Origin of the sequence: Rhizobium sp. CRRU65 (genome assembly GCF_048551595.1) — a bacterium.
GTDB lineage: Bacteria > Pseudomonadota > Alphaproteobacteria > Rhizobiales > Rhizobiaceae > Rhizobium > Rhizobium leguminosarum_J.
In genome coordinates this window covers 263,239-288,244 of record NZ_JBLYZH010000002.1, presented here as the reverse complement: position 1 = coordinate 288,244, position 25,006 = coordinate 263,239, and the positions used below count along the sequence as shown (strand labels likewise).

The 25,006-nt window shown below is 62.4% G+C and carries 22 protein-coding genes; 17 read left to right on the top strand and 5 right to left on the bottom strand.

All coding sequences use genetic code 11. The features are described from left to right. Positions 1–225: 225 nt before the first annotated feature. On the top strand, positions 226–1,074 hold the full coding sequence (locus ACM5SV_RS04585; RefSeq protein WP_017996459.1) for an IclR family transcriptional regulator: 849 nt from the start codon (positions 226–228) through the stop codon (positions 1,072–1,074). Between the two features lie 23 nt (positions 1,075–1,097). On the opposite strand, the gene ACM5SV_RS04580 is transcribed toward ACM5SV_RS04585, so the two are convergent. Together ACM5SV_RS04580 and ACM5SV_RS04575 are read right to left on the bottom strand one after the other, a co-directional pair. Then, a complete protein-coding gene (locus ACM5SV_RS04580) occupies positions 1,098–2,306 on the bottom strand; it encodes an amidohydrolase/deacetylase family metallohydrolase (protein ID WP_003553851.1) in 1,209 nt (402 codons plus the stop codon). Positions 2,307–2,520: 214 nt separating this feature from the next. Next, complete coding sequence (locus ACM5SV_RS04575; protein ID WP_017996461.1) at positions 2,521–3,390, bottom strand: sigma-70 family RNA polymerase sigma factor; 870 nt, start codon at positions 3,388–3,390, stop codon at positions 2,521–2,523. A gap of 125 nt (positions 3,391–3,515) precedes the next feature. On the opposite strand from ACM5SV_RS04575, the gene ACM5SV_RS04570 reads away from it, so the two are divergent. After that, on the top strand, positions 3,516–3,974 hold the full coding sequence (locus ACM5SV_RS04570; RefSeq protein ID WP_017996462.1) for a carboxymuconolactone decarboxylase family protein: 459 nt from the start codon (positions 3,516–3,518) through the stop codon (positions 3,972–3,974). Positions 3,975–4,067: 93 nt separating this feature from the next. On the opposite strand, the gene rhaI is transcribed toward ACM5SV_RS04570, so the two are convergent. Then, on the bottom strand, positions 4,068–5,360 hold the full coding sequence (gene rhaI / locus ACM5SV_RS04565; protein ID WP_003553857.1) for an L-rhamnose catabolism isomerase: 1,293 nt from the start codon (positions 5,358–5,360) through the stop codon (positions 4,068–4,070). Positions 5,361–5,438: 78 nt separating this feature from the next. On the opposite strand from rhaI, the gene ACM5SV_RS04560 reads away from it, so the two are divergent. Continuing rightward, a complete protein-coding gene (locus tag ACM5SV_RS04560) occupies positions 5,439–5,597 on the top strand; it encodes a YqaE/Pmp3 family membrane protein (RefSeq protein ID WP_003547831.1) in 159 nt (52 codons plus the stop codon). A 43-nt stretch (positions 5,598–5,640) separates the two neighbouring features. Here ACM5SV_RS04560 and ACM5SV_RS04555 read toward each other — a convergent pair whose 3' ends face one another. Continuing rightward, positions 5,641–7,737, bottom strand: coding sequence for a bifunctional rhamnulose-1-phosphate aldolase/short-chain dehydrogenase (locus tag ACM5SV_RS04555; protein ID WP_419425083.1), 2,097 nt, complete (start codon positions 7,735–7,737; stop codon positions 5,641–5,643). A gap of 198 nt (positions 7,738–7,935) precedes the next feature. Between ACM5SV_RS04555 and ACM5SV_RS04550 the strand changes: the two genes are divergently transcribed. The 14 genes from ACM5SV_RS04550 to ACM5SV_RS04485 all read left to right on the top strand — a co-directional run bounded on the left by ACM5SV_RS04550 (position 7,936) and on the right by ACM5SV_RS04485 (position 24,110). Then, positions 7,936–8,748 carry a DeoR/GlpR family DNA-binding transcription regulator gene (locus tag ACM5SV_RS04550; RefSeq protein ID WP_003553862.1) on the top strand — a complete coding sequence of 271 codons (813 nt, stop codon included), beginning with the start codon at positions 7,936–7,938 and terminating at the stop codon, positions 8,746–8,748. Between the two features lie 48 nt (positions 8,749–8,796). Further along, positions 8,797–9,792 (top strand): rhamnose ABC transporter substrate-binding protein, encoded by a 996-nt coding sequence (rhaS, locus tag ACM5SV_RS04545; protein ID WP_003553864.1) that lies wholly within the window; start codon positions 8,797–8,799, stop codon positions 9,790–9,792. 73 nt (positions 9,793–9,865) lie between these two features. Continuing rightward, on the top strand, positions 9,866–11,401 hold the full coding sequence (locus ACM5SV_RS04540; protein ID WP_419425082.1) for a sugar ABC transporter ATP-binding protein: 1,536 nt from the start codon (positions 9,866–9,868) through the stop codon (positions 11,399–11,401). 59 nt (positions 11,402–11,460) lie between these two features. Then, a complete protein-coding gene (locus tag ACM5SV_RS04535; protein ID WP_128449775.1) occupies positions 11,461–12,462 on the top strand; it encodes an ABC transporter permease in 1,002 nt (333 codons plus the stop codon). Beyond that, complete coding sequence (locus ACM5SV_RS04530; protein ID WP_128407209.1) at positions 12,459–13,466, top strand: ABC transporter permease; 1,008 nt, start codon at positions 12,459–12,461, stop codon at positions 13,464–13,466. Before ACM5SV_RS04535 ends, ACM5SV_RS04530 begins: the two co-directional genes overlap by 4 nt. Continuing rightward, the gene (gene rhaM, locus ACM5SV_RS04525) at positions 13,463–13,783 is read left to right on the top strand and encodes an L-rhamnose mutarotase (protein ID WP_003553870.1); all 321 of its coding nucleotides are present in this window, start codon (positions 13,463–13,465) and stop codon (positions 13,781–13,783) included. The genes ACM5SV_RS04530 and rhaM overlap by 4 nt, the downstream gene beginning before the upstream one ends. Further along, a complete protein-coding gene (locus ACM5SV_RS04520; RefSeq protein ID WP_419425081.1) occupies positions 13,780–15,159 on the top strand; it encodes an FGGY-family carbohydrate kinase in 1,380 nt (459 codons plus the stop codon). Before rhaM ends, ACM5SV_RS04520 begins: the two co-directional genes overlap by 4 nt. A 79-nt stretch (positions 15,160–15,238) precedes the next feature. Continuing rightward, on the top strand, positions 15,239–15,997 hold the full coding sequence (locus tag ACM5SV_RS04515; protein ID WP_012763263.1) for a fumarylacetoacetate hydrolase family protein: 759 nt from the start codon (positions 15,239–15,241) through the stop codon (positions 15,995–15,997). Between the two features lie 125 nt (positions 15,998–16,122). Continuing rightward, positions 16,123–17,007, top strand: a complete 885-nt coding sequence (locus tag ACM5SV_RS04510; protein WP_041935778.1) for a helix-turn-helix domain-containing protein — start codon at positions 16,123–16,125, stop codon at positions 17,005–17,007. Positions 17,008–17,171: 164 nt separating this feature from the next. Further along, entirely contained in the window at positions 17,172–19,331 is a 2,160-nt protein-coding gene (locus ACM5SV_RS04505) for a TonB-dependent siderophore receptor (RefSeq protein ID WP_419425080.1), read from the top strand. Between the two features lie 93 nt (positions 19,332–19,424). Further along, positions 19,425–20,204 (top strand): ABC transporter ATP-binding protein, encoded by a 780-nt coding sequence (locus tag ACM5SV_RS04500; protein WP_017996471.1) that lies wholly within the window; start codon positions 19,425–19,427, stop codon positions 20,202–20,204. Positions 20,205–20,207: 3 nt separating this feature from the next. Continuing rightward, positions 20,208–21,083, top strand: coding sequence for an ABC transporter substrate-binding protein (locus ACM5SV_RS04495; RefSeq protein WP_003553879.1), 876 nt, complete (start codon positions 20,208–20,210; stop codon positions 21,081–21,083). Further along, the gene (gene fhuB, locus ACM5SV_RS04490) at positions 21,076–23,064 is read left to right on the top strand and encodes a Fe(3+)-hydroxamate ABC transporter permease FhuB (RefSeq protein WP_419425163.1); all 1,989 of its coding nucleotides are present in this window, start codon (positions 21,076–21,078) and stop codon (positions 23,062–23,064) included. The genes ACM5SV_RS04495 and fhuB overlap by 8 nt, the downstream gene beginning before the upstream one ends. Further along, positions 23,061–24,110: a DUF2218 domain-containing protein gene (locus ACM5SV_RS04485; protein WP_017996473.1), complete on the top strand. Its 1,050-nt coding sequence runs from the start codon at positions 23,061–23,063 to the stop codon at positions 24,108–24,110. The genes fhuB and ACM5SV_RS04485 overlap by 4 nt, the downstream gene beginning before the upstream one ends. 7 nt (positions 24,111–24,117) lie before the next feature. Here ACM5SV_RS04485 and mmsB read toward each other — a convergent pair whose 3' ends face one another. Next, on the bottom strand, positions 24,118–24,999 hold the full coding sequence (gene mmsB, locus ACM5SV_RS04480; protein ID WP_017996474.1) for a 3-hydroxyisobutyrate dehydrogenase: 882 nt from the start codon (positions 24,997–24,999) through the stop codon (positions 24,118–24,120). Positions 25,000–25,006: the final 7 nt, after the last annotated feature.

Here is a 25,006-nt window from a genome sequence, read left to right as displayed (position 1 = left end):
CAAACTCGGCCTGGTGCTTGTTGTTCCAAGTCTCGCGGCGGAATGACCTTCTCGAGCAACCGCTCGCGCTGTGCGCGCTCACGGCCGTCGCCGCATCCTAAATTTCCGGTGATGATTGAAAACGGAGCCTCATCTGATCGGCCCAATCCGACTGGCAACCCGCGAAATGTTGCCATTTGCCACGGCGACAGCTATGCCATAGTAATGTAACATAGTCGCGTTTTCATGAGGGGCGTTGAATTGGACGGAAAGACATCAGCAGCAGTTTATTCCGAAGATGAGGGTGTTGCCGGCGAGACCGGTGGCAAGACCGCGCGTCGCGCGCGCGTCAGCGGCATCGACCGGGCGCTTCAGGTAATCGACCATCTTTACGAGACCGGATCGCCCGCCGGCGTCTATGCTATCGCCAAGGCGGTGAAGGCGCCGCTGTCGACCGTTTACGTCATCGTCGACGATCTCGTCGAGAAGAACATGCTGACGCGCCAGGCCGACGGCTCGATCTGGCTCGGCGCGCGGCTTTACCATTACGGCCTTGCCTATGCCAGGTCGCTGGATTTCATGAGCATCGCCACCCACGAAATGCACGATCTCTGCCGCCAGGCCGGCGAAACCGTGCAGGTCTGCGGCCGCGACGGCGACTATATGCTGGTGCTCGCCATGGCCGACGGTCCGAGCCATTTTCAGGTGGCGTCCCGCGTCGGCACAAGGGTGCCGCTGAACTGGACGGCCTCCGGCCGCCTGCTCGTCGGCCACCTGGCCGAAGACGAGCGCATCGAACTGTTCAAGCGCTGCGCCCGCTCTTCACCGACCGGCCGCGCCGAGATCGATCCAGGCACGCTGTCGGAAGCCGCCGGCAAGGCCTTCGAATCGCGCCTTTCGATCCAGGCGGGAGAATCCGACTACGCGGTTGCCTGCATCGCCTCGCCGATCTGCGATCGCGATGGCCAGTGCGTCGCCACCATTTCCATCGTGCTGCCGGAACAGAAGGCGTTTTCCGACGAGAACCACTATACGGCCCATGTGCGCAGTTCAGCGGAACGGATCGAAAAGCTGATGGGCTGGCGCAACCGCTAAGCATTTGCGCCCTTCAGCGGATCCTACCTGTAGGAATAGCCGTGGCTATGGCGCACCAGCTTGCGCGCCCGCGGCACATAGCGGCTGGCGGCAAAGGCATCGGCGCCCATCACCGCATAGCGCGGCTCGAACAGCTTATTGAGGACCGAAACGTCGCCGTTGGAATCCGTCGCCTCGAGATCGGAATCGACCAGGTCGAAAATAGTAAATTCCGCTTGCGAACCGACCGCAAGCCGGTTCTCCATCGACAGCTTGATGACGGATGCCGGTGCATGGGTGACGGCTTCCACCACCTTGTCGAAAGGCATGCCGACGCTGAGCAGCTTCGACATCGTCGTCGCCAGGTCCCAGACCGGGAAGTTCATCGAATGGCCGTGCAGGTCGGTCGAGATCGAGAACGGCAGAAGCCCGCGCGCGATCGCCGCCTCGGCGACCTTGAAGGAGAAGGAGGCGCCGCCATGGCCGATGTCGAGACGGATGCCTTCTGAGGCGCAGCGCTCGGCGAGATTGAAGAGGTCCTCGTCTTCCATGATGCTCGACCCGGCCTTGCCGTTGAAGCAGTGGGTGACGACGTCGCCGGGGCCGAGGATCTCCAGCACCTCGTCATAGAGCGCCGGCGGCTCGCCGACATGCACCATCATCGGCACTTTCAAGATCTTGGCGATCTTCTTGCCGAGCTTGACCGGGGTGACGCCCCAGGATCCGGTGATGACATGGCTGGCGCGCACCTTGATGCCGACGATGTGCTCGCTGTTTGCGGCATAGACTTCGAGGATGCGGTCGAGATCGATATCGCGGATATCCCGCAATTCCGCGACGCGGTTGCAGGCCACGAGGCCGATCGAGCCGAGATTGAGGAAGGCCTTGATGCGTTCGCGCGAGGGCTCGATGATATATTCGCGGAAGCCATGGAAATTCGCCTCACCAGCCGAACCGGCATCGACGAGCGTAGTGACGCCGCGCTCGAGGCCGCATTCGGACGGGCGGATGGAAATATCTGTGCCGCCGTGCCAGATATGCACGTGCAGATCGACCCAGCCCGGCGAAATGAAGGCGCCTTTGCCGTCGATGCGCGTCACATCCTGCGAGACGGAAAGCGACGGACCGATCTCGGCGATCCTGCCGTCGGCATTGACGAGGATGTCGGTCGCCCCCTCGGATGGGCCAGAACCGAAAGCCATCGGTTTGACATTGGTGAGGAGAAGCGGCTTCTTCGCCTGGTCGCCGGGCATGACATGCATTCCTTTCGAAGTCTTGGGCCGGGATTACTCCTCGGTCCTCCATCTAAAATTCCATAGTTATGCTATATAAATCTTTATAATAGAATAAAGCCGCGGATGCCGCTGTCAAGAACAATGACGTGGCCGACACCGCTGAGAAAATGGCAGCGGCGCGCTCCTTGCGAAGCGCGCCTATCTCGAAGATCCGATAAATTCGCGTTTATTTTCAATCCCCAAGGATCGAATAGTCGAGCCTTTGCAGGTGCTCCGGATCAGCGATGGCGTCGATCGCGGCGATCCTGCCATCGGCGATCGTCAGCGCCACGACGACGCGGAGCTGGCCCTGGATCTCCACGACGAACCCAAGCTCACCGCCGACGATGGCGATTTCGGCTGCCTGCGCCCGACCCTTGAAGGCTTCGGCCACGTCAGTTGCGCCGCGCATTTCGCCAATGGTGCCGAGGCGGGCGGCCGTCGCATCCGGCCGGAAGACGACGTCGGGGGCAAGCACCGCGATCAATCCCTCCAGATCGCCGTTGCGCGAGGCCGTCAGAAAGGCCTCGGCGATCGTCCGCTTACGGCCGAAATCGACATCTGGCGCTTCGTCCACCCCCTGCACCCGGCGGCGGGCGCGGCTTGCAAGCTGGCGGGTAGCGGCGGACGAACGGCCGATGATCGGCGCGATCTCGTCGAAGGGCAGATCGAACATGTCGTGAAGCACGAAGGCGACACGTTCGGCGGGCGCCAGCGTCTGCAGCACGACGAGCAGCGCCAGACCGACCGAATCGGCGAAGGCGGCTTCGCGCTCGGGATCGTTCGCCGGATCGGCGATCCCGCCATGGTCGGGCACCTCCAGCGGCTCCTCGCGCCGGGTCTTGCGGGCGCGCAGCATGTCGAGGCAGATGCGCGCCACCACCGTCGTCAGCCAGCCGCCGAGATTGCCGACCCCTGTCGTATCGGTGCGGCTAAGCCGCAGCCAGGCCTCCTGAACGGCATCCTCCGCCTCGCTGCGCGAGCCGAGCATGCGAAAGGCTGCGGCCCTCAGATGCGCTCTGTTCGCCTCGAATTCTTCAGTCAGCCATTTTTTCTCGTCCATTTGTCACATTCCTCCGCTGCGTTCCGTCAAGGCCATGACGCATAAAACCCGGCCGATGTGACAGCGCCGGCGGATCGTCGAACACGAAACGTATAAGGAGACATATCATGCAGGAAAAAATGGTCATGCAGGAGCGAATGGGAAATCCCGCCCTCGTCCTTCCCGCGGCCATGCAGGCGCTCAATGCACTCAGCAAGGTGCCGACCGAAACCGGCCTTTCGCCAAAGCTGCTCGAACTCGTCAATCTGCGCGCCAGCCAGATCAACGGCTGCAGCGTCTGCATCGATGGTCATTGGCGCATTGCCCGCAAACACGGCGAGACCGATGAGCGGCTCTTTGCCGTCGCTGGCTGGCGCGACGCCCCCTATTATAGCGATGCTGAACGCGCCGCGCTTGGGCTGGCGGAGGCGATCACCCGCCTTAGCGATCGCGCGGATCCGGTGCCGGATGATATCTGGGATGAGGCGACCCGGCATTATGACGGAAAGAGCCTTGCGGCACTGGTCATCGCCATCGCCAACATCAATGTCTGGAACCGGCTGAACGTCGCCACCCGACAGGTCGCGGGGCAATGGAAGCCGTAAACGGCGGGGTTGCCGGCAGCGCGTCACGCCTGCGCTGCCGGCAACCATCATCCCGCTCTGCATGGCTTCAGGCCATGCGAGACAATCGGTCGTTCAGATGATGCCGCCGCCGCCGGCAGCGGATGCCGGGCGCTCGGCCGCCACTTGTCTGCGATAACCGCTGGCGCGGTAGACGGCGATCGGGTCGATTGCGCCGCCGGCCCTGCGGCGGGCTTCGGCCAGAATCGGCTCGACATCGGCGCGATAGGCGCGCTTCAGCGTTTCCGACGCCATCAGCGCGTCGTTATCGTCCTGGTAGCCGGAGAGCGCCTTGCGGTCGACGAGCAGTGCCTGCGCATAGGCACGGCGGATTTCGTTGGCGCTGTTGATCAGGCTTTCGATCGGGTCGGTGACATTGTGCGACTGGTCGATCATATGGGCCGGGTTGAAATCGTTGACGCCGCGCTGCTCGGCGTCGACCAGTTCGTTGAAGACGAGGAACAGCCGGTAGGGATCGATCGCGCCGGCGTCGAGATCATCATCGCCATATTTGGAATCGTTGAAGTGGAAGCCGCCGAGCTTGCCGAACTGGATCAGCCGAGCGACGATCATCTCGATATTGGTATTCGGCGCGTGGTGGCCGAGATCGACGAGGCAATAGGCCTTGGGGCCGAGCGTCTGGGCGATCAGGTAGTTGCTGCCCCAATCCTGCACGATGGTGGAATAGAAAGCCGGCTCGTACATCTTGTGCTCGGAAAACAGCTTCCAATCGTCGGGCAGCGCCTTGTAGATATCCGCCATCGAGGCAAGGTAACGCTCGAAAGCCTTGGTGAAATGGCTCTGGCCGGGGAAGTTCGAGCCGTCGCCGATCCAGACCGTCAATGCCTTGGAGCCGAGCGCCTTGCCGATCTCGATGCATTCGAGATTGTGCTCGACCGCTTGCGCCCGTGTTGCCGCATCGGTGTGGCTAAGCGAGCCGTATTTATAGGAATGGGCCTGGCCGGGCGCATCGGAAAATGTGTTCGAATTCATCGCATCGAAGCCGAGGCCGAGCGCGTTGCCCTTGGCCTTCAATTCGCTGGCATCCGCCTTGTCCCAGGGAATATGCAGCGAGACGTTCGGGGTCGCCTGCGTCAGCTGATTGATGACGGCGCAATCGTCGAGTTTGTCGAAGATGCCGCGCGGCTCGCCGGTGCCGGGGAAACGCGCAAAACGCGTGCCGCCGGTGCCGACGCCCCAGGAGGGAACGGCAACGAAGAATTCCGCAACCTTGCGGGTGACCGCCTCGATATCGACGCCGCGACGGGCAAGCGTCGCGCCCAGTGCCTCGTAGTCGGCTTTCAGAGCGGTTGCCCGCTTGTCGTTGTCAGTCGCGACCAGATCTGGCGCAATCCTGGAATCTGTCATCTATTCCTCCCTGGTCGCGAACCATAGGGGCACGGTTCGCGTTCAAACGCTTACATGTCTTCAAACGAAGGAGCTACGATGGACGTTGTCCGCATTCTTCTTGCGATCATCCTGCCGCCCCTTGGCGTATTCTTGCAGGTCGGGATCGGCCTGCATTTCTGGCTCAATATATTGCTGACACTCTGCGGCTATGTGCCGGGGATCATCCACGCAATATGGGTGATCCTCCGGAAATAGCTCTTCCGTTTGCTTACGCGTCCGGACGCAAAACCGAATCGCTCTAACGCGTAAAACTCTGCACGTTGCCGGCATCGACGTTGATGATGTTGCCGGTCGATTTCGCCGAAAGGTCCGAGGCGAGGAAATAGATCGCCTCGGCGATATCTTCCGGAAACACGTTGAGTTTCAGCATCGAACGCTTGCGGTAATGTTCCTCGAGATCGTCCACCTCGATCTTGGACGAGGCGGCGCGCTGCTCGCGCCATTCACCGCTCCAGATCTTCGAACCGCGCAGGACCGCGTCCGGATTGACCGTGTTGACGCGGATGCCGGCATCCGCGCCTTCCAGCGCCAGGCAGCGGGCCAGATGGATTTCGGCAGCCTTTGCGGTGCAATAGGCAGATGCATTCGGCGAGGCGGCAAGACCGTTTTTCGAAGCGACGAAGATGACGTTGCCGCCGAGCGCCTGACGGCGAAACAGGCGGAAGGCTTCACGCGAGACGAGGAAATAACCGGTCGCCAGAATATCGATATTGCGGTTCCACGTCGCAAGCTCGGTCAATTCGATCGGCGCGGAGGAGGCAATGCCGGCATTGGAGACGAGGATGTCGATGCCGCCGAATTCGACGCAGGCTTCCGCGAAGGAGGCGATCACCGCATCTTCCTTGGTGACGTCGAGCCGGACGCTGCGCACGGCGTCAGCGCCGAACTTCTTGACGAAATCGGCTTCGGTGCCTTCGAGCGCTGTCTGGTCGATATCGGCAAGCACCACGCAGGCGCCTTCGCCGACGAGGCGCGCGGCCGTCGCCCGACCGATGCCGCCGGCGCCGCCGGTGACGAAGGCGACGCGACCGGCAAGGCTCTTTGGCTTCGGCATGCGCTGCAGCTTGGCCTCTTCAAGCAGCCAATATTCGATATCGAAGGCTTCCTGCTCGGGCAGGCCCTGATATTCGGAGACCGTCGAGGCGCCGCGCATGACGTTGATGGCGTTGACGTAGAATTCGCTGGCGATGCGGGCCGTCGCCTTGTCGCGGGCAAAGGACAGCATGCCGACGCCGGGCACCAGGAAAATGACGGGATTGGCGTCGCGGATGGCGGGCGAATTGTCATGCTTGCAGTCGTTATAATAGCGGGCGTAGTCGGCGCGGTAATCCTCTAGCGCCTTGTCGAGACCGGCAACGATCGCGTCGACATCGGGCTTGGCCGGGTCGAAATCGACGATCAGCGGACGGATCTTGGTGCGCAGGAAATGGTCAGGGCAGCTGGTGCCGAGCGCGCCGAGCGGGCGCAGATCGCTGGAATTGACGAATTCGAGCACGGCATCCTGATCGTCGAAATGCCCGAGCTTGCGCTCCTGCTTGCCGATGCGGCCGCGAATCTCCGGCATCAGCCGGGCGGCGATGGCGCGGCGTTCGGCGACAGGCAGGCTTTGTGTCAGCGCGCCACCGAAAATCGTCTTGCCTTCGGTCTTTTCGGCAAACCAGACGATCGCCTTGTTGATGATATCGAGCGTCAGTTCGTAGCAGGCCTTGGCATCGTTTGCCCAGGTGAAGAGGCCGTGGCTCTCGAGCACGACACCCTTGGCATTCGGGTTTGCGGCGACGAATGCGCCGAGGTCGAGGCCGAGCTGGAAGCCCGGACGGCGCCAGGGCAGCCAGCCGATCTCGTCGCCGAAGATCTGCTGCGTCAATTCCTTCGAATTCTTAGACGCGGCGATCGCGATGATCGCGTCGGGATGCATGTGGTCGACATGGGTGAAAGGCACGAAACCATGCAGCGGCGTGTCGATCGAGGCAGCACGGGCGTTCAGGTTGAAGGTGCAGTGCGGCAGGAAGCCGACCATGCGGTCCTCGTCCTCGACGCCCTTGTAGATGCTCTTCAGCGATTCCAGCTTGTCCTGGTAGAGCGTCGCGAAACCGTCGAGCTTGATCGTGCCGACATCGCCGCCCGATCCCTTGACCCAGAGTACATTCACCTTGCCGCCGGTCAGCGGATCGGTTTCCAGCACCTTCGCCGAGGTGTTGCCGCCGCCGTAATTGGTGATGCGCTTGTCGGCGCCGAGCAGGTTGGAACGATAGAGCAGCTTGCCAGGCTCATCGAGGCCCGCCGCGTAAGCATCATCCCACCGGTTTTCCAAAAGCCGGACGTTCGCCGCCATGTCATCCTCCCATATGAAATCATCATCGGAGCGCAAAGTTCGCGCCCCTTTTCGCAGACGGTATCGCTCATCAAAACGGAGGTTGTCAATCGAAAACGATCAAATTCGATTATTGTGCAGCGCAATATGAAAATTTATGATCGTTTTTGATTGACACATTGTCATATGTGCGAAATAAACGATCGAAGGAGGAGCCCCATGCACGAACGCGAACGCCATCGCATCATTCTCAGCGCCGTTCAGGAAAAGTCCGTCGTGACGGTTCAGGATATTTCCGAACTGACAGAGGCTTCCGAGGCGACGATCCGGCGCGACATCGCGGCTCTCCATGTCCAGGGCAAGATCCGGCGTGTGCGCGGCGGCGCCGAGGCGGTACATCCGCCGCAGCTCGGCAATCTCGCCGGGCGTCCCTTCCGCGTTTCGGAATCCGTCAATATCGATAAGAAGCGCGCAATCGCACGCCAGGCCGTCGAGCTTTGCGATCCGGGCGATGCGATCATCATCAATGGCGGCACGACCACCTTCCAGATGGTGCATTTCATGGCGGCGCACCGCCTGCAGGTGATGACCAATTCTTTCGCGATCGCCGAACATCTGGTCAAACATTCGAAGAACACGGTGACGGTGCCAGGTGGCGCGATCTATCGCGAGCAGAGCCTGATCCTCTCTCCCTTCGACAATGACGCGATTCGCAATTTCTACGCCCGCCGATTCTTCATCGGCGCGCAGGGCATCGGCCCGCTCGGCATCATGGAAGCCGACGCGCTGATTATTCAAAGCGAACAGAAGCTGATGCATCAGGCCGACGAACTGGTCGTCATGGCCGATTCCAGCAAGTTCCATCGCCGGTCGAGCCTCATTTTATGCCCGCTCGAGCGTGTGTCTACGATCATCACCGATGACGGCATTCCAGAGGAATCCGTCAGGATGATCGAGAATGCCGGCATCAGGCTCATTGTCGCGAGCCCGGTCGCCCAGGCAATCAAGGAGGATTCCTCGTCGGTCGCATAAGGCGCCGGGGAGGTGTGAAGAGTGTCAATCAAGTGGGAGGATGAAAGCATGAAACTCGCAAAGAAACTCGCAATCGGCGTGGCATTTGCCGTCGCCATGATGGCCGGCACGGCTAGTGCTGCCGACATCAAGATCGGTCTCGTCGTCAAGTCGCTCGGCAACGGCTTCTTCGATGCTGCCAACAAGGGCGCGCAGGAAGCTGCCAAGGAGCTCGGCGGCGTCGAGGTCATCTATACCGGTCCGACGACGACGACGGCCGAAGGCCAGATCGAAGTCATCAACTCACTGATCGCTCAGGGCGTCAGCGCCATCGCCGTTTCGGCCAACGATCCCGACGCGCTCGTTCCGGCGCTGAAGAAGGCTGCACAGCGCGGCATCAAGGTTATCTCCTGGGATTCCGGCGTCGCACCTGAAGGCCGTATTCTGCAGCTCAACCCGTCGTCCAACGAACTGATCGGCAAGATGTGCCTGACGCTCGTCAAGGACCATCTTGACGGCGGCAAGGGTGACTTCGCCATCTTGTCGGCGACGACCACCTCGACCAACCAGAACATCTGGATCGACCAGATGAAGAAGCAGCTCAAGGATTTCCCGGGCCTCAACCTCGTCACCACGGTCTATGGCGACGATCTCTCGGACAAGTCCTATCGTGAAGCCGAAGGCCTCTTGAAGGCGAACCCGAACATCAAGGTCATCGTCGCTCCGACGACCGTCGGCGTTCTCGCCGCTTCCAAGGTCGTCGAAGACAAGGGTCTTGTCGGCAAGGTCTACGTCACCGGTCTCGGCCTGCCGTCCGAAATGGCCGGCGCGATCAAGTCGGGCGCCACGAAGGAATTCGCCATCTGGAACCCGATCGATCTCGGCTACTCCGCAACGCAGATCGCCTATCGCCTCGTCAAGGGCGAGACCGACGGCAAGCCGGGCAGCGAGATCGAAGTCGGCCGCATGGGCAAGATCAAGGTCGGCGACAATGGTGAAGCCGCCATGGCCGATCCCTTCGTCTACAATGCTTCGAATATCGACCAGTTCTCCAAGGTCTTCTGATCCGGAACCACCGCATTAAAGCCCGGCGGCCTGATGGCCGCCGGGATTCTCATTCGACACTGGTAGAAGCTTGATGAACGCTGCCTTTCAACAAACCGCCACGGACAGCAAAACCGGTGATGCGCCCGCCATTCTGGAAATGCGCGGCATCTCCCAGATCTTTCCGGGCGTGAAGGCGCTCGACAATGTCAGCATCGCGCTGCATCCCGGCACGGTGACCGCGCTGATCGGCGAAAACGGCGCCGGCAAATCGACGCTGGTCAAGATCCTGACCGGCATTTACAGGCCGAACGAAGGCGAGATTCTCGTCGACGGCCAGCCGGTGACCTTTGCCAGCGCCCAGGCCGCAATCGATGCCGGCGTCACCGCCATCCATCAGGAAACCGTGCTGTTCGACGAGCTGACGGTTGCCGAGAATATCTTCCTCGGCCACGCGCCGCGCACGCGTCTGCGCACCATCGACTGGCAGGCGATGAACAGCCGCGCCAAGGCGCTGCTGACTGCGCTCGAAAGCAATATCGATCCGACGATCCGGCTGAAGGACCTCTCGATCGCGCAGCGCCACCTGGTGGCGATTGCGCGCGCGCTGTCGATCGAGGCCCGCATCGTCATCATGGACGAACCGACGGCAGCCCTTTCCCGCAAGGAGATCGATGATCTCTTCCGCATCGTCCAGGGCCTGAGGGAAAAGGGCAAGGCGATCCTCTTCATCAGCCACAAGTTCGACGAGGTCTACGAGATCGCCGATGATTTCGTCGTCTTCCGCGACGGCCGCGCCGTCGGCCAGGGCCGGCTCAAGGAAACGCCGCAGGACGAGATCGTCCGCATGATGGTCGGTCGCGACGTCGAGAATGCTTTTCCGAAGGTCGATGTCGCCATCGGCGGCCCGGTTCTGGAGATCCGCAACTACAGCCACCGCACCGAATTCCGCGACATCTCCTTCACCCTGCGCCAGGGCGAAATTCTCGGCATTTACGGTCTGATCGGCGCCGGGCGTTCGGAACTGTCCCAATCGCTCTTCGGCATCACCAGGCCGGCCTCCGGCACCATGATGCTCGAAGGCCGCGAGATCACCATCCATTCGCCGCAGGATGCGATCCGCGCCGGCATCGTCTATGTGCCGGAGGAACGCGGCCGCCACGGGCTGGCGCTGCCGATGCCGATCTTCCAGAACATGACGCTGCCTTCGCTTACCCGCACCTCGCGCCGGGGCTTCCTCAGGGCGGCAGAAGAATTCGCGCTTGCCCGCAAATATGCCGAGCGGCTGGACCTACGCGCCGCCGCCCTTTCCGTCCCGGTCGGCACGCTGTCGGGCGGCAACCAGCAGAAGGTCGTCATCGGCAAATGGCTGGCGACGGCGCCGAAGGTCATCATCCTCGATGAACCGACAAAGGGCATCGACATCGGCTCGAAGGCGGCCGTGCACGGCTTCATCAGCGAACTCGCCGCCGAGGGCCTGTCGATCATCATGGTCTCGTCCGAACTGCCCGAGATCATCGGCATGTCGGACCGCGTCCTGGTGATGAAGGAGGGTCTCGCCGCCGGGATTTTCGACCGCGCCGAGCTGTCGCCGGAAGCGCTGGTGCGCGCTGCCACCGGCAATGCATGAGGCCCGCAATGCATAAGGCCCAGCAATTCATAAGGCCCAGGAATTCCTAAGGTATGAGCATGGCAAGACTGATCAGAAAACGCGAAACCCTGCTGTTCCTCATCATCGTCGTGATGATCGCGATCTTTTCGACGCGCGCTGCCGATTTCGCAACGCCGGAGAACCTCGCCGGCATTTTCAACGATACCTCGATCCTGATCATCCTGGCGCTGGCGCAGATGACGGTTATCTTGACGAAATCGATCGACCTGTCGGTCGCCGCCAACCTCGCCTTCACCGGCATGGCGGTCGCGATGATGAATGCCGCCTATCCCGACCTGCCGCTCGTCGTGCTGATCCTTGCCGCGATCGTCATCGGCGCCTGCCTTGGCGCCATCAACGGCTTTCTCGTCTGGGCGCTCGAAATCCCGCCGATCGTCGTCACACTCGGCACGCTCACCATCTATCGCGGCATGGCCTTCGTGCTTTCGGGTGGAGCGTGGGTCAATGCTCACCAGATGACGCCGGTCTTCCTGTCGGTGCCGCGCACGCCGATCCTCGGCCTGCCGGTTCTTGGCTGGGTGGGCATCGTCATCGTGCTGCTGATGTATGTCCTGCTCAGATACACCCAGTTCGGCCGCTCGGCCTATGCCACCGGCGGCAATCCGACCGCGGCCGTCTATGCCGGCATCGATACGGGCTGGACGAAATTCCTGGCCTTCGTTCTGTCGGGCGCGCTTGCCGGCCTTGCGAGCTATCTCTGGGTGTCGCGTTATGCTGTTGCCTATGTCGATATCGCCAACGGCTTCGAGCTCGATAGCGTTGCGGCCTGCGTCATCGGCGGCATTTCGATTGCCGGCGGCGTCGGCTCGGTCGCCGGCACCGTGCTCGGCGCGCTCTTCCTGGGCGTCATCAAGAATGCGCTGCCGGTGATCGGCATTTCGCCCTTCACGCAGATGGCGATCTCCGGAACCGTCATCATTCTCGCCGTCGCCTTCAACGCCAGGCGCGAGCGCAACCGCGGCCGCATCATCCTGCGCGACCGCGCCGCAGCCGAGATCAGAACGGAGGCCGCAGCATGAGCACCGTGTCCACCCACGAAAAGCGGGTCATCCCCGACCGCCTCGGCACACCCTTTCGCCGCATCGCCGCAAGCTGGGAAGTGCTGCTCTTTGCCGTCGCTGTGCTGATCTTCATCTTCAATTCGCTGGCTTCGCCCTATTTCCTCGATGCCTGGAACCTCTCGGACGCCACCTTCAATTTCACCGAAAAGGCAATGATTGCCTTCGCCATGGCGCTGCTCGTCATATCGGGTGAGATCGACCTCTCGGTCGCTGCGATCATCGCGCTCGCCTCGACGGCAATGGGCGCGGCAGCGCAGGTCGGCATCGGCACACCAGGCCTCGTCGCGATCGGCATCGGCACCGGCCTTGCCTGCGGCATCTTCAACGGCGTGCTGGTCTCGGTGCTGAAACTGCCGTCGATCGTCGTCACCATCGGCACGATGAGCCTTTTCCGCGGTATTTCCTATATCGTGCTCGGTGATCAGGCCTATGGCAAATACCCGGCTGATTTCGCCTATTTCGGCCAGGGTTATGTCGTCTGGGTATTCTCCTTCGAATTCGTGCTCTTCATCGTGCTGGCGATCCTTTTCGCCATCCTGCTGCATGCGACGAATTTCGGCCGGCAGGTCTATGCGATCGGCAACAACGACTTCGCCGCCCGATTCTCCGGCATTCCGGTCGAGCGCGTCAAATTCATCCTCTTCCTGTTGACCGGCGTCATGAGCGGCGTTGCCGCCGTCTGCCTGACCTCACGCCTCGGCTCGACCCGGCCGTCGATCGCCCAGGGCTGGGAACTCGAGGTCGTCACCATGGTCGTGCTCGGCGGCATCTCGATCCTCGGCGGCTCCGGCACCATCGTCGGCGTCGTCATCGCCGCCTTCGTCATGGGTCTCGTCACCTTCGGCCTCGGCCTGCTGAACGTGCCCGGCATCGTCATGTCGATCTTCATCGGCCTGCTTCTGATCATCACCATCGCCATCCCGATCATCGCCCGTCGCATCAAGGTCATGAGCTCCCGATGACTTTGGAAAAACACGCTTTCAAAATGCAGCTCAATCCCGGCATGGAAGCCGAATACCGCAGGCGGCATGACGAGATCTGGCCGGAACTGGTCGATCTCCTTCATAAATCAGGGGCCAGCGACTATTCCATCCATCTCGACCGCGAAACCAACACCCTGTTCGGCGTGTTGACGCGGCCGGCCGACCACACGATGGCGAGCCTGCCGGACCATCCGGTCGTGAAAAAATGGTGGGCGCACATGGCCGATATCATGGCGACCAATCCCGATAATTCACCGGTCCAGAGCGACCTGGTCACCGTCTTCCATATGCCATGAACGCCATCTCCTATCGCCGCATCGCAGTCCTCGATATCGGCAAGACCAATGCCAAGGTCGTCGTGCTCGACAGCGAGACGGGCGCCGAGATCGCCGTGTTGAAACGGCCGAATATCGCGATCAAAACCGGTCTCTATCCGCATTACGACGTGGAGGCTCTGTGGTCTTTTGCGCTCGATGCGCTGAAGAGCCTTGCGCGCGAACCTGGCTTCGACGCCATTTCGATCACAACCCATGGCGCCTCCGCAGCACTGCTTGGCCGGGACGGCACGCTTGCCATGCCTGTCATCGACTATGAACACGAATATCCGCAGGACATCCGCGACGCCTATACGCGGCTGCGCCCCTCCTTCGACGAAACCTTCTCGCCGCACCTGGCGATGGGTCTCAATGTCGGCGCGCAGCTGCACTACCAGAAGAGCGCCTTTCCCGAGGAATTCGCTAAGGTGGCGACCATCCTCACCTATGCGCAATATTGGACGGCGCGGCTGACGGGTGTTGCCGCCAATGAGCTGACCTCGCTCGGCTGTCATTCCGACCTCTGGAACCCCAAGGCCGGCCGCTATTCCTCGCTCGTCGACAGGCTCGCCATTCGCGACCTCATGGCGCCGATCCGTTCCGCCTTCGATGCACTCGGCCCGGTCCTGCCGGATATCGCCACGGAGCTCGGCCTCAACTCCCCCGTGCCGGTCTATTGCGGCATTCACGATTCCAATGCCTCGCTGCTGCCGCATCTGGTCAATCGCGAAGCGCCCTTCGCCGTCGTCTCCACCGGCACATGGGTCATCAATTTCGGCGTCGGCGGCGATCTCGATCATCTCGATCCGAAACGCGATGCGCTCGCCAATGTCGATGCCTATGGCCGTGCCGTCCCCTCCTCGCGTTTCATGGGTGGGCGGGAATTCGAGATCCTGTCGGCCGAGATCGGCCCTGCCGACGAAAATGACACTCAGGCGGCAATCGGCCCGATCATCGACAAGGGCATGATGCTGCTGCCGAATATCGCCCCGGGTTCAGGGCCTTTCCCGGGAAAGACAAGCCGCTGGATCGGTGCAGAGGAGGCAAGCCCCGAGGAGCGCTCTGCCGCTGCCTGCCTCTATCTCGCTTTGATGACCGATGCCTGCCTCGGACTGATTGGCGCCAAGGGCCCGGTTATCGTCGAAGGGCCTTTTGCGCTGAATGGGAGCTATCTCAAGCTGCTTGCCGCCCTGACCGGCCGCGAGGTCATGGCCCTTCCGGGTTCGACCGGCACCAGCCAGGGTGCGGCCCTTCTTACCGGCATCCGGCCAGTGTCGGGTGCCGAGACGCATGTTCCGCCGACCGATATCCCCGGACTGACCGCCTATCGCGCCCGCTGGCACGCGGCGATGGAATAGGAGTCTTTCCAAAAGCGGCCTTGTTCGTCCCAACCTTCTCGCTAGTGTGGCACCTCGAAAATCATGTCGAGGAGATAGCATGACAGAGACATTCGATCCCCGCGCCCTTGCCACCCGGCTTCACAGCCTGCGCCAGGCCGGCCGACAGGAAGCAACGAGCGCTTTCGCGCTGCCAACCGATCTCCATCAGGCGATGGAGGCGCAGGATTTGCTTGCCGCTGCGGGCGGCATTTCCAGCAATGCCTGGAAGGTGACGGTCTCGCCGCAGGGCCAGGCGGTCACCGGCCCGCTGCATCCCTATGCCGAAGCCGTCTCGGGCGCTGACATTCCATGGTATCCGGGCCTGAAATTCGAGACCGAGATCGCCGTCCGCCTCGGCAGCGACCTGCCGGTCCGCGCCGGCATTCCTTACAGCCGCACTGAGGTGGTCGAGGCGATATCCGCTGTCTATCTCGGCGCCGAGCTGCTGGTCAGCGCCGTGAAGGAAAGCGGCAACGTTTCGTTTCTGCTGTTCGTCGCCGACCGTCTCGGCAATAGCGGCTATGTGCTCGGCCCGAAGCTCGAAAAAAGCGTCGTCGATACCGCCGGTAGCACGCCGCTCAAGGTCACGCATGCCGGCCGCACGATCTATGATGGTCCGGCACAGCATCCGAAGGGCGACGTTCTCACCTGGCTCGTCGATTATGCCAATGACGGCTTGCGCCCGCAGACATCGCTGAAATCAGGTGCGCTCATCACGACGGGCACGTTGAGCGGCGCGATCGAACTGACCGAACCCGGCGAGATCGACATCCTGCTCGGCAATAGCAGCCTCAGCTTCTCTGTGTCGAAGGTCTGATTGACCCCGATTTTCCCTGGATTGGTGCCGGAATTGGCAATTGCCATCCGGTTCGGCCTGCGGTAATAAACTTGAGTACAAATTGAAGGTTTACTTCCGGCGCGTCGCCGGAGGCGGAAGTGGAAATGACGTTTCAACCGCGGATGCAAAACAAGATCCAGGGCTTTTCCGTCGTCGGCGGCGTGCATCGCCGCCTGTGGAACGGCATCGTCGCCGATGTCTGGGACGTGGAATGTGCCTCTTATGCCGGCGGCTATTACGTCTCGCGCGATCCGCGGCTGTTCATCATGCTCGACAAGCGGGGACCGGGCAATTCGCATATCAAGCTCTCGCCGAAGGAGCAGGGCACCGTCCAGGACACCGAGAAACGGCCGATCTCCTATGTGCCGGCCGGCATGGAAGTCTGGGCCGATCTGACCGACGTGCATTCGGTGCGCCACCTCGACATCCATTTCGACACCGAGACCGTCAGTCGCCGGCTGATGGAGGATATCGATCCACGCCGTCTCGAAAGCCCGCAGCTTCTGTTTTCCGATGAGCGGGTGCTGTCGCTGGCACAGCTGGTCGCCGCCGAATGCCTCAATCCGGAGCCGTTGCACGATCTCTATGGCGACGGCCTGGCGTTGGCGCTGATCATCGATGTCCTGAAAATTGCCAAGGCAATGCCGCGCAAACGCAGCAAGTTAGCCTCCTGGCAGCTTCGCCGCGCCACCGAATTCATCGAGGAAAACTGCCTGCGCAATATCCGCCTCGAGGAACTCGCCGGCCTGACAGGCCTGTCGCAATCGCATTTCAGCCATGCCTTCAAGGCCTCGACCGGCATCGCTCCGCATCAATGGCAGACCAATGTCCGGCTCGACAGGGCAAAGCGGCTGCTTGTCGAAAGCGAAAATGCGTTGACCGCAGTCGCCGCCGAAACCGGCTTTGCCGATCAGGCGCATTTTACCCGCGTCTTCCGCAAGCATATCGGCATCACGCCGGCGAGCTGGAAGAAGGCACAAGTTGCCTGATTGCAACGCTTGGCGGGCAATTGTTTGCAACGCGGAGAATTGCCCAAAAACGTTCAATTTTCCCCGATCGCGACAATCCACCCCGGTAAAACTGAGTTAATCACTCATCTTATTCAGGGCTTCGCCGCACGCGGGTATCGCGCGGCACGAGTGGGGTAGGACATATGCGCGGGCAGACCAGGGGTCTCAATTTCAAGGTAATTCTATTGGCAGGAGTGGCGATCGCCGGCCTGATCGCGGGCTCCGCCGCGGCGCAGGAAGCGAATTCGACTGAGCTCGCGCCGATCATCATCCAGGGCGGCGGCGACACCGCCACCAGTCCGGTCAAGGGCTATGTCGCCAAGAACTCCTCCGCCGGCTCGAAGAGCGACACTCCGCTCAACGAAATCCCGCAATCCGTCTCCGTCATCGGCACCCGTGAAATGGACGATCGCGGCATTACCAACAAGATCGACGAGGCGCTGCTTTATACGCCCGGCGTCACCTCGCAGCCCTTTGGCAACGACGGCGATACCGACTGGTTCTATATCCGCGGCTTCGACGCGACGCAGACCGGCGTCTACTTCGATAATCTGACGCTGTTCAGCTATGGCTTCGGCGGCTTCCAGCTCGATCCCTTCATGCTGGAGCGCGTCGAGGTGCTGAAGGGTCCGGCCTCCGTGCTATACGGCGGAGCAAACCCCGGCGGCATCGTCAATCTCGTCCGCAAGCGCCCGCTCGACGAGCCGCTGTTTTATACCGAGATCGGCATCAACAGCAACGGCAACGCCTTCACCGGCTTCGATGTCTCCGACAAGGTCGGCTCCAGCGGAACGATGAGCTATCGCATCACCGGCAAGGTTGCCGGCGGCGACAATTATTCGGATTTTTCCGAGGATCTGCGCGGCTTCATCATGCCGCAGCTCACCATTTCGCCGGATGACAGCACGAGCCTGACGGTCTGGGGTTACCTCGCCGGGCTCGACCAGGTGCATACCGGCAACGGCTTCTTCCCTTATGTCGGCACTGTCGAGGATGCGCCTTTCGGCAAGATCGACCGCGACGCCTTCTATGGCGAGCCCGACATCGACAACGGCAGCTATGTGCAGAAAATGATCGGCTACGAATTCGAGCATGAATTCGACAATGGCATCAAGTTCTCGCAAAATGCGCGCTACGGCCATCTCGACAAGCATGAGATCGGCCCCTACCTGAACGGCTGGGTCGGCGGCGTGCCGACGGGTCCGGACTACCAGCTGGCGCGCATCGGCTTCGAAGGCCGCTCGGGGGTCGATAGCGTCTCGATCGACAACCGGCTCGAAGGCGAGACCGAAATCGGCGGCGCCACGCATAATCTTCTCGTCGGGCTCGACTACACCTATTACCGCCTCGAAAATTGGCAGGCCTGCTGCGGCTCCAATTCGATCAGCGCAACCGATCCCATCTATGGCACGACACAGGGCGCCAATTTCGTCTATGCGGACGGCGTCGTCACCAAGAACCAGATCGGCGTCTACGCCCAGGATCGGATCCATTTCGGCGATGGCTGGCTGCTGACGCTCAACGGCCGCTACGACTATGTCGATATCGACCAGGACGCCGTAATCGGCACGACCTACAGCACCAACGACAGCGCGCTCAGCGGCCGCATCGGCCTTGCCTATGAGTTCGACAATGGCTTGACGCCCTATGTCAGTGCTGCGACTTTCTTCAACCCGCTGGTCGGCACCGGTGTTTCCGGCGCGTTGAAGCCGGAAGAGGGCGAGCAGTTCGAAGGCGGCATCAAGTATGAGCCGGCCTTCATCGACGGCTCGCTGACCGCCTCGGTCTTTCACATCAACAAGCGCAACAACACGGTGACCAACCCGCTGACCTTCGCCCAGAGCCAGCTCGGCGAGGTGGTTTCGCGCGGCGCCGAACTCGAGGGCAAGGTCAATATCAACGAGAACTGGAAGCTTCTCGCTTCGCTTGCCTATACCGACATGGAGGTGATGGAGAACGACGCCAATCCGGCGCTGGTCGGCAATTCACCCTATATCGTCCCGAAGGTGACGGCCTCTCTCTGGGTCGACTACACGCTGACGACAGGAGCTTTCGAGGGCATGAGCTTTGGTGCCGGCGTCCGCCATCAGGGCTGGTCCTGGGCCGATGAGGCCAATACCGAGAAGGTGCCGGCCGCCACCCTCGTCGACGCTGCGATCCGATATGAGAAGGAAAACTGGGGCGCCTCGCTCAACGTCGCGAACCTCTTCGACAAGGAATATGTCAAGGGTTGCGGCGGGCTGACCGTCTGCGGTTACGGCGATGCCCGCACCATCACCTTCAAGCTCAGCAGGAAGTGGTAAGTTGACAATCTGAGTTTAGTTTTGCAGGAACCTGTGGGGAAAGGGAGGGCCTGCCCTCCCGAACCCGTTGCAGCGCCGAACCTGGAGCAGACCATGCCTTCGCCTTTCCTTGCCCTGTCGGCGATAGATTATGCCATCGGGCCGAAATCCATCCTGTCCGGCATCGACCTGACGCTTGAGCGCGGCCGCATTTACGGACTGGTGGGGCCGAACGGTTCCGGCAAGAGCACGCTTTTGAAGATCATCGCCCGCCAGGTCGCGCCGAAGTCCGGCGCCATCTCCTTCGACGGCAAGCCGGCGGGTGACTGGGGCAGCCGGGCCTTTGCCCGGCACGTCGCCTACATGGCGCAATTCACGCCGGCGAGCGACGGGATGACCGTGCGGGAACTCGTGGCGCTCGGCCGTTTTCCCTGGCACGGCACGCTTGGCCGCTTCACCGCGACGGATCGCAACATGGTCGAGGAGGCGATCGTCCGCACCGAGCTCGAGGATTTTGCCGATCGTCCCGTCGCCAGCATGTCCGGCGGCGAACGCCAGCGCGCCTGGATCGCCATGATGCTCGCCCAGGACGCCCGCTGCCTGCTGCTCGACGAGCCGACGTCGGCGCTCGACCTCGCCCATCAGGCCAGCGTTCTCTCGCTGGTCAAGGAACTCAGCCATGAACGCGGGCTGACCGTCATCATCGTGCTACACGATATCAACCTCGCTGCGCGCTATTGCGACGCGATCATCGCGCTCAACCGCGGCCGGATCACTGCCGAGGGCACGCCCTCCGAAATCATGCAGGCCGACACGCTGCAGTCGATCTTCGGTGTCGGCATGGGCGTCTTCCCGCATCCGGTTCGAAACGAGCCGGTCAGCTATCTGTTGTAGACCATGGCTGTTTTCTCCCGCAGGCAGTTTCTGGCCGGTGCGGCGGCCTTGCTCTCCGCCCCCGCGCGTTTGCGGGCGGCGGAGGGCTTGCGCGTTGCGACACTCGATTGGGCGCTGCTTGAAACGCTGCTGGCAATCGGCGCGAATGTCGTTGCGGCGACGGAACTGCGGCAATTCCGCGAGGTGGCGGTCACGCCTGACGTGCCGGCCACGACTGCCGATCTTGGCCTGCGCGGCACGCCGAATTTCGAGGTGCTGCGGTTTGTACGGCCGGACCTGATCTTCAACTCGAACTTCTATGCCTGGGCAGACCAACGCATGCGCGGAGTCGCGCCTGTGGAAAGCCATGCGATCTACAAACCCGGCGAAAGCCCCTTTTCGCTTGCCGAACAGGCCACACTTGCAATCGGCGAGCGCCTGCAGCTTGCCACCGCCAGACAGTTGACCGAAGAGCTTGCAGCCAGGCTCGATCGCCACCGGGCCCTCCTTGCCGCCGGTGACGGGCGGCCGGTGATCCCGATCAATCTCGGCGATGCCAGGCATTTCCGCGTCTTCGGCTCCGACAGCATGTTCGGCGAGGTGCTGAAACGCGTCGGCCTCACCAATGCCTGGCAGGCTCAGACCAGCTACTCGGCCGCCGCTCCCGTCGGCATTGAGATATTGGCATCGCTGCCCGACGCCTGGATCGTGATGATCCCGCCACACCCGGCCGATGCGCTCGCCACGCTGGCGACCAGCAGCTTCTGGAATGCGTTGCCGGCCGTGCGCGAAAAACGCGTGCTGATGCTCGGTTCGATCAATCCCTATGGCGCACTGCCGGCGGCCGGCCGCTTTGCCGATTTTCTGGCGGAGGGGCTTCAACATGCATGGAATGGTTAGCCGCGCCAAGCCCGCAGGAAGCGCGGGCACGCCCGTCTTGGCGATATTACTGCCCGTACTCTGCATCACGGCCTTCGCACTCCTCATCGTAACGCGTCCTGAGGTTCCGAAGGGCGATGCCGATGCAGCCATGCTGAACAGCGTGCTGCTCTGGAACAGCATCATGCCCCGCGCCATGCTGGCACTGATCGCCGGTGCGGCACTCGGCCTTTCCGGCACATTGTTGCAGCGTGTCCTGCGCAATCCGATCGCCGATGCCTCCACGCTCGGCATCGCCTCCGGGGCGGAACTGGCAATGACCGCGGCCATGGGCTTCTCGCCCCTGCTCATCGGATTTTCGCGCGAGATGGCCGCCTTCGGCGGCGGGCTCGCGGCTGTCGCCATCGTGCTGGCTTTGAGCTGGCGGCGCGGGCTCGATCCGGTGACCGTGGCACTCTCCGGCCTGATCGTCAGCCTGATCGCCTCCGCCCTCAGCGTCACGCTGATCCTTTCGCGCGGCGAATATGCCATGTCGATCTATATCTGGGGCGCCGGTTCGCTCAGTCAGCAGGATTGGAACGGCGCACTCTCGCTCGGGCCCCGGCTTATCCTCGGCTTTGCCGCCGCTCTTCTCCTGGTGCGGCCGCTCCGCATCCTTGCCCTCGACGACAGCGGCGCCAGGAGCCTCGGCCTTGCCCTGCATTCGACCCGCCTGGCGATCATCGCACTCGCCGTCTGGCTTGCCGCCTCGGTGATATCAGAGGTCGGCGTCATCGGTTTCGTCGGGCTCGCAGCTCCGGCCATCGCAAGGCTTGCCGGCGCACGCAGCACCGGCAAACTGATGCTGACAGCGCCGCTGATGGGCGCCGGCCTGCTGTTCCTGACCGATTGCCTCACCCAGATCCTCGGCCCCGGCTTTACCGACCTTGCGCCGACGGGAGCCGCAACCGCCCTGCTCGGCGGTCCCTTATTGCTTTGCCTGCTGCCCAGCGTGCATTCCGTTTCGGCCGTTGCCACCCAGTCGAACGCAGCGCTGAACAGGCTCGCTAAGCCGCTTCTGGCCCTTGGCGCGCTTTTTACTGCCCTCGCCCTGATCTTCGCCGTCGTCCTCACCCTCGGCCCTGCCGAGGACGGCTGGCATGTCGCGACCGGCTCGCTCTTGACCGATCTCCTGCCCTTCCGACTGCCGCGAACGATCGTGGCGGCCGGGGCTGGCGCTATGCTGGCGGCAGCCGGCTTCATCATGCAGCGCGTCACCGGCAATCCGATCGCCAGCCCCGAGGTCCTGGGCGTCAGCAGCGGAGCCGGTGCAGGTCTGACCGTGGCGCTCTTCCTCTTCGGCTTCCCCTCGCCCATCATCATGCTGCTTGCCATGGCGCTCGGCGCGCTGGCAGCCTTCCTTGCAATGATCGCCATAGCAGCCCGCGCCCAATTCTCGCCGGAACGCATGCTGCTTGCCGGCGTCGGCATCGGCTCCTTCGCCATGGCGATCGTGACCATGGTGCTCGCAAAGGGCGATATGCGCGGCTATATCCTGCTGACATGGCTTTCCGGCTCGACCAACCGCGCCGGCGCCTTCGAAGCCTGGACGGCCATCATCTCGCTCGTCGTGCTGACGGCGCCCTTGCCCTTCCTCAGCCGCTGGCTGACGATCCTGCCGCTTGGCGCCGGCCCCAGCCGCGCTGCCGGCCTTCATGTCGGGGCAAGCCGACTGGCGCTTGCCATCCTCGCCGCGCTGATGACGGCGATCGCCTCATTCCTTGTCGGGCCGCTCAGCCTCACCGGCCTGATTGCGCCGCATCTTGCCCGCCTTGCCGGCTTCCGCGCCCCGGGCCACCAGCTGACGGCGAGCCTTCTCCTCGGCGCCGGCGTGCTGATGGCGGCGGACTGGCTGTCGCGCGTCGTCATCTACCCCTACCAGGTGCCGGTCGGCCTCTTCGCCGCCCTGATTGGCGGCCCCTATCTCATCTGGCTGCTTTCGCGAAAGGAGGTTCAGCAATGATGGCTGAACGATTTACAGTATCCGGCATCGCGATCACCGCCGATCCCGGCAGAATGCTCGACGAGATCTGCACACATTTCGTCGAGCACGGCACCGTCACCCGAAACGGCGACGCCGTGACAGTCGAGACGATGATCGGCAAGGCCGATATAAGTCGAGACGGCCAGGCACTCGCGATCGAGCTCTCCTGCCGGAGTGCGCGAGCGCTGCAGAATGTGCGGGCCATCCTTGCCGAACACCTGTTCGACTTTGCCGGCGAGGCGACGCTGGAGCTCACCTGGTCCGATGCTCCAAAGGCGGACCGCCTGCCCGATCTGCGCGAAATCCGCGTCATCGGCGCCAAAAACATCACCCCGCATATGCGCCGGGTTACCGTCGCCTGCGACGACACCAGGCATTTTGCCGATGGCGGTCTGCATTTTCGCCTGCTCATTCCGCCGAAGGGGCGCCCACCCGTGTGGCCGCAATTGCGCCCCGATGGCCGCATCCACTGGGCGAGCGGCGAAGACGCACTGACCGTGCGCATCTATACGATCCGCAGCGTCTATGTGGAGCGGGGCGAGATGGAGATCGATTTCGTCCTGCATGAGGGCGACAACATGCCCGGCGCCGAATGGGCGATCAACGCCAAGCCGGGCGACATCGCCGGCGCCCTCGGGCCGGGCGGCGGCGGAGTTCCCGACGCAACGTCGATCATCCTTGCCGGTGACGAGACGGCGCTGCCCGCCATCTCCCGCATCGCCGCCGATATCCCCGAGGGAAGGCGGCTCACGATCTTTCTTGAAATCGACAGCGTCGCGGAAGAACAGCCCCTGCCCTCGGCGGGCATTCTCGATGTCACCTGGATGCATCGAAACGGCAAACCGGCCGGCACGCTTGATATGATCGAGAAATCAATCAAGAACGCGCTCAGCGATGCGGATGCCGACACCTTCGTATGGGCCGGCTGCGAAAGGGCGGAAGCCAAGCGCATTCGCGACTTCCTGAAGACCGAGCGCGGCCATGACCGCCGGAGGATGAGCATCGGCGCCTATTGGGAGCGCTGATCAGCGCTTACGCCTTCTCGCGGAACATCTCGATGATGGCGGAAAAGTCCCTTCCGCCATGTCCTAGTTTGTCGAAGAGCGCATAAAGCTGCGCGGCTTCCGCGCCGAGCGGCGTGGAGGCGCCGCTTGTCAGCGCCGCCTCCTGCGAAAGCCTGAGATCCTTCAGCATCAGAGCTGCGGCAAAACCCGGCTTGTAGTCATTGTTCGCCGGCGAGGTCGGCACCGGTCCGGGCACCGGACAATAGGTATTGATCGACCAGCACTGGCCCGACGAGGTCGAGGCGACGTCGAACAGCGCCTGATGCGAGAGACCAAGTTTCTCGGCGAGCACGAAGGCCTCGCAGACGCCCACCATCGAAATGCCCAATATCATGTTGTTGCAGATCTTCGCCGCCTGGCCGGCGCCGGCCTCGCCGCAATGGATGATCTTCTTTCCCATCGCCTCCAGGATCGGCTTCGCCCTGGCGAAGGCGTCTTCCGTGCCGCCGGCCATGAAGGTCAGCGTGCCCGCGGTCGCCCCGCCCGTGCCGCCGGAGACCGGGGCGTCGAGCGACAGGCAGCTTGCGGCCTTGGCCATCTCATGCGCCTTGCGGCTGCTCTCGACATCGATGGTCGAGCAATCGATGACCAGCGTCCCTTGCGCGGCGGACTGCAGGATATCGGTCCAGGCGGTCAGCACGTGTTTGCCCTGCGGCAGCATGGTGATGATGATCTCCGCGTCCTTGACCGCCTGGCTGGCATGGCTTGCCGGCTTGACGCCGCTCTCCTCGGCCGCCTTCAGCACCGAAGCCGCGAGATCGAAACCGAGCACCTCGTGACCTGATTTGACCAGATTGGCCGCCATCGGCCCACCCATGTTGCCAAGCCCGATGAATGCGATCCTTGCCATGCTCTTC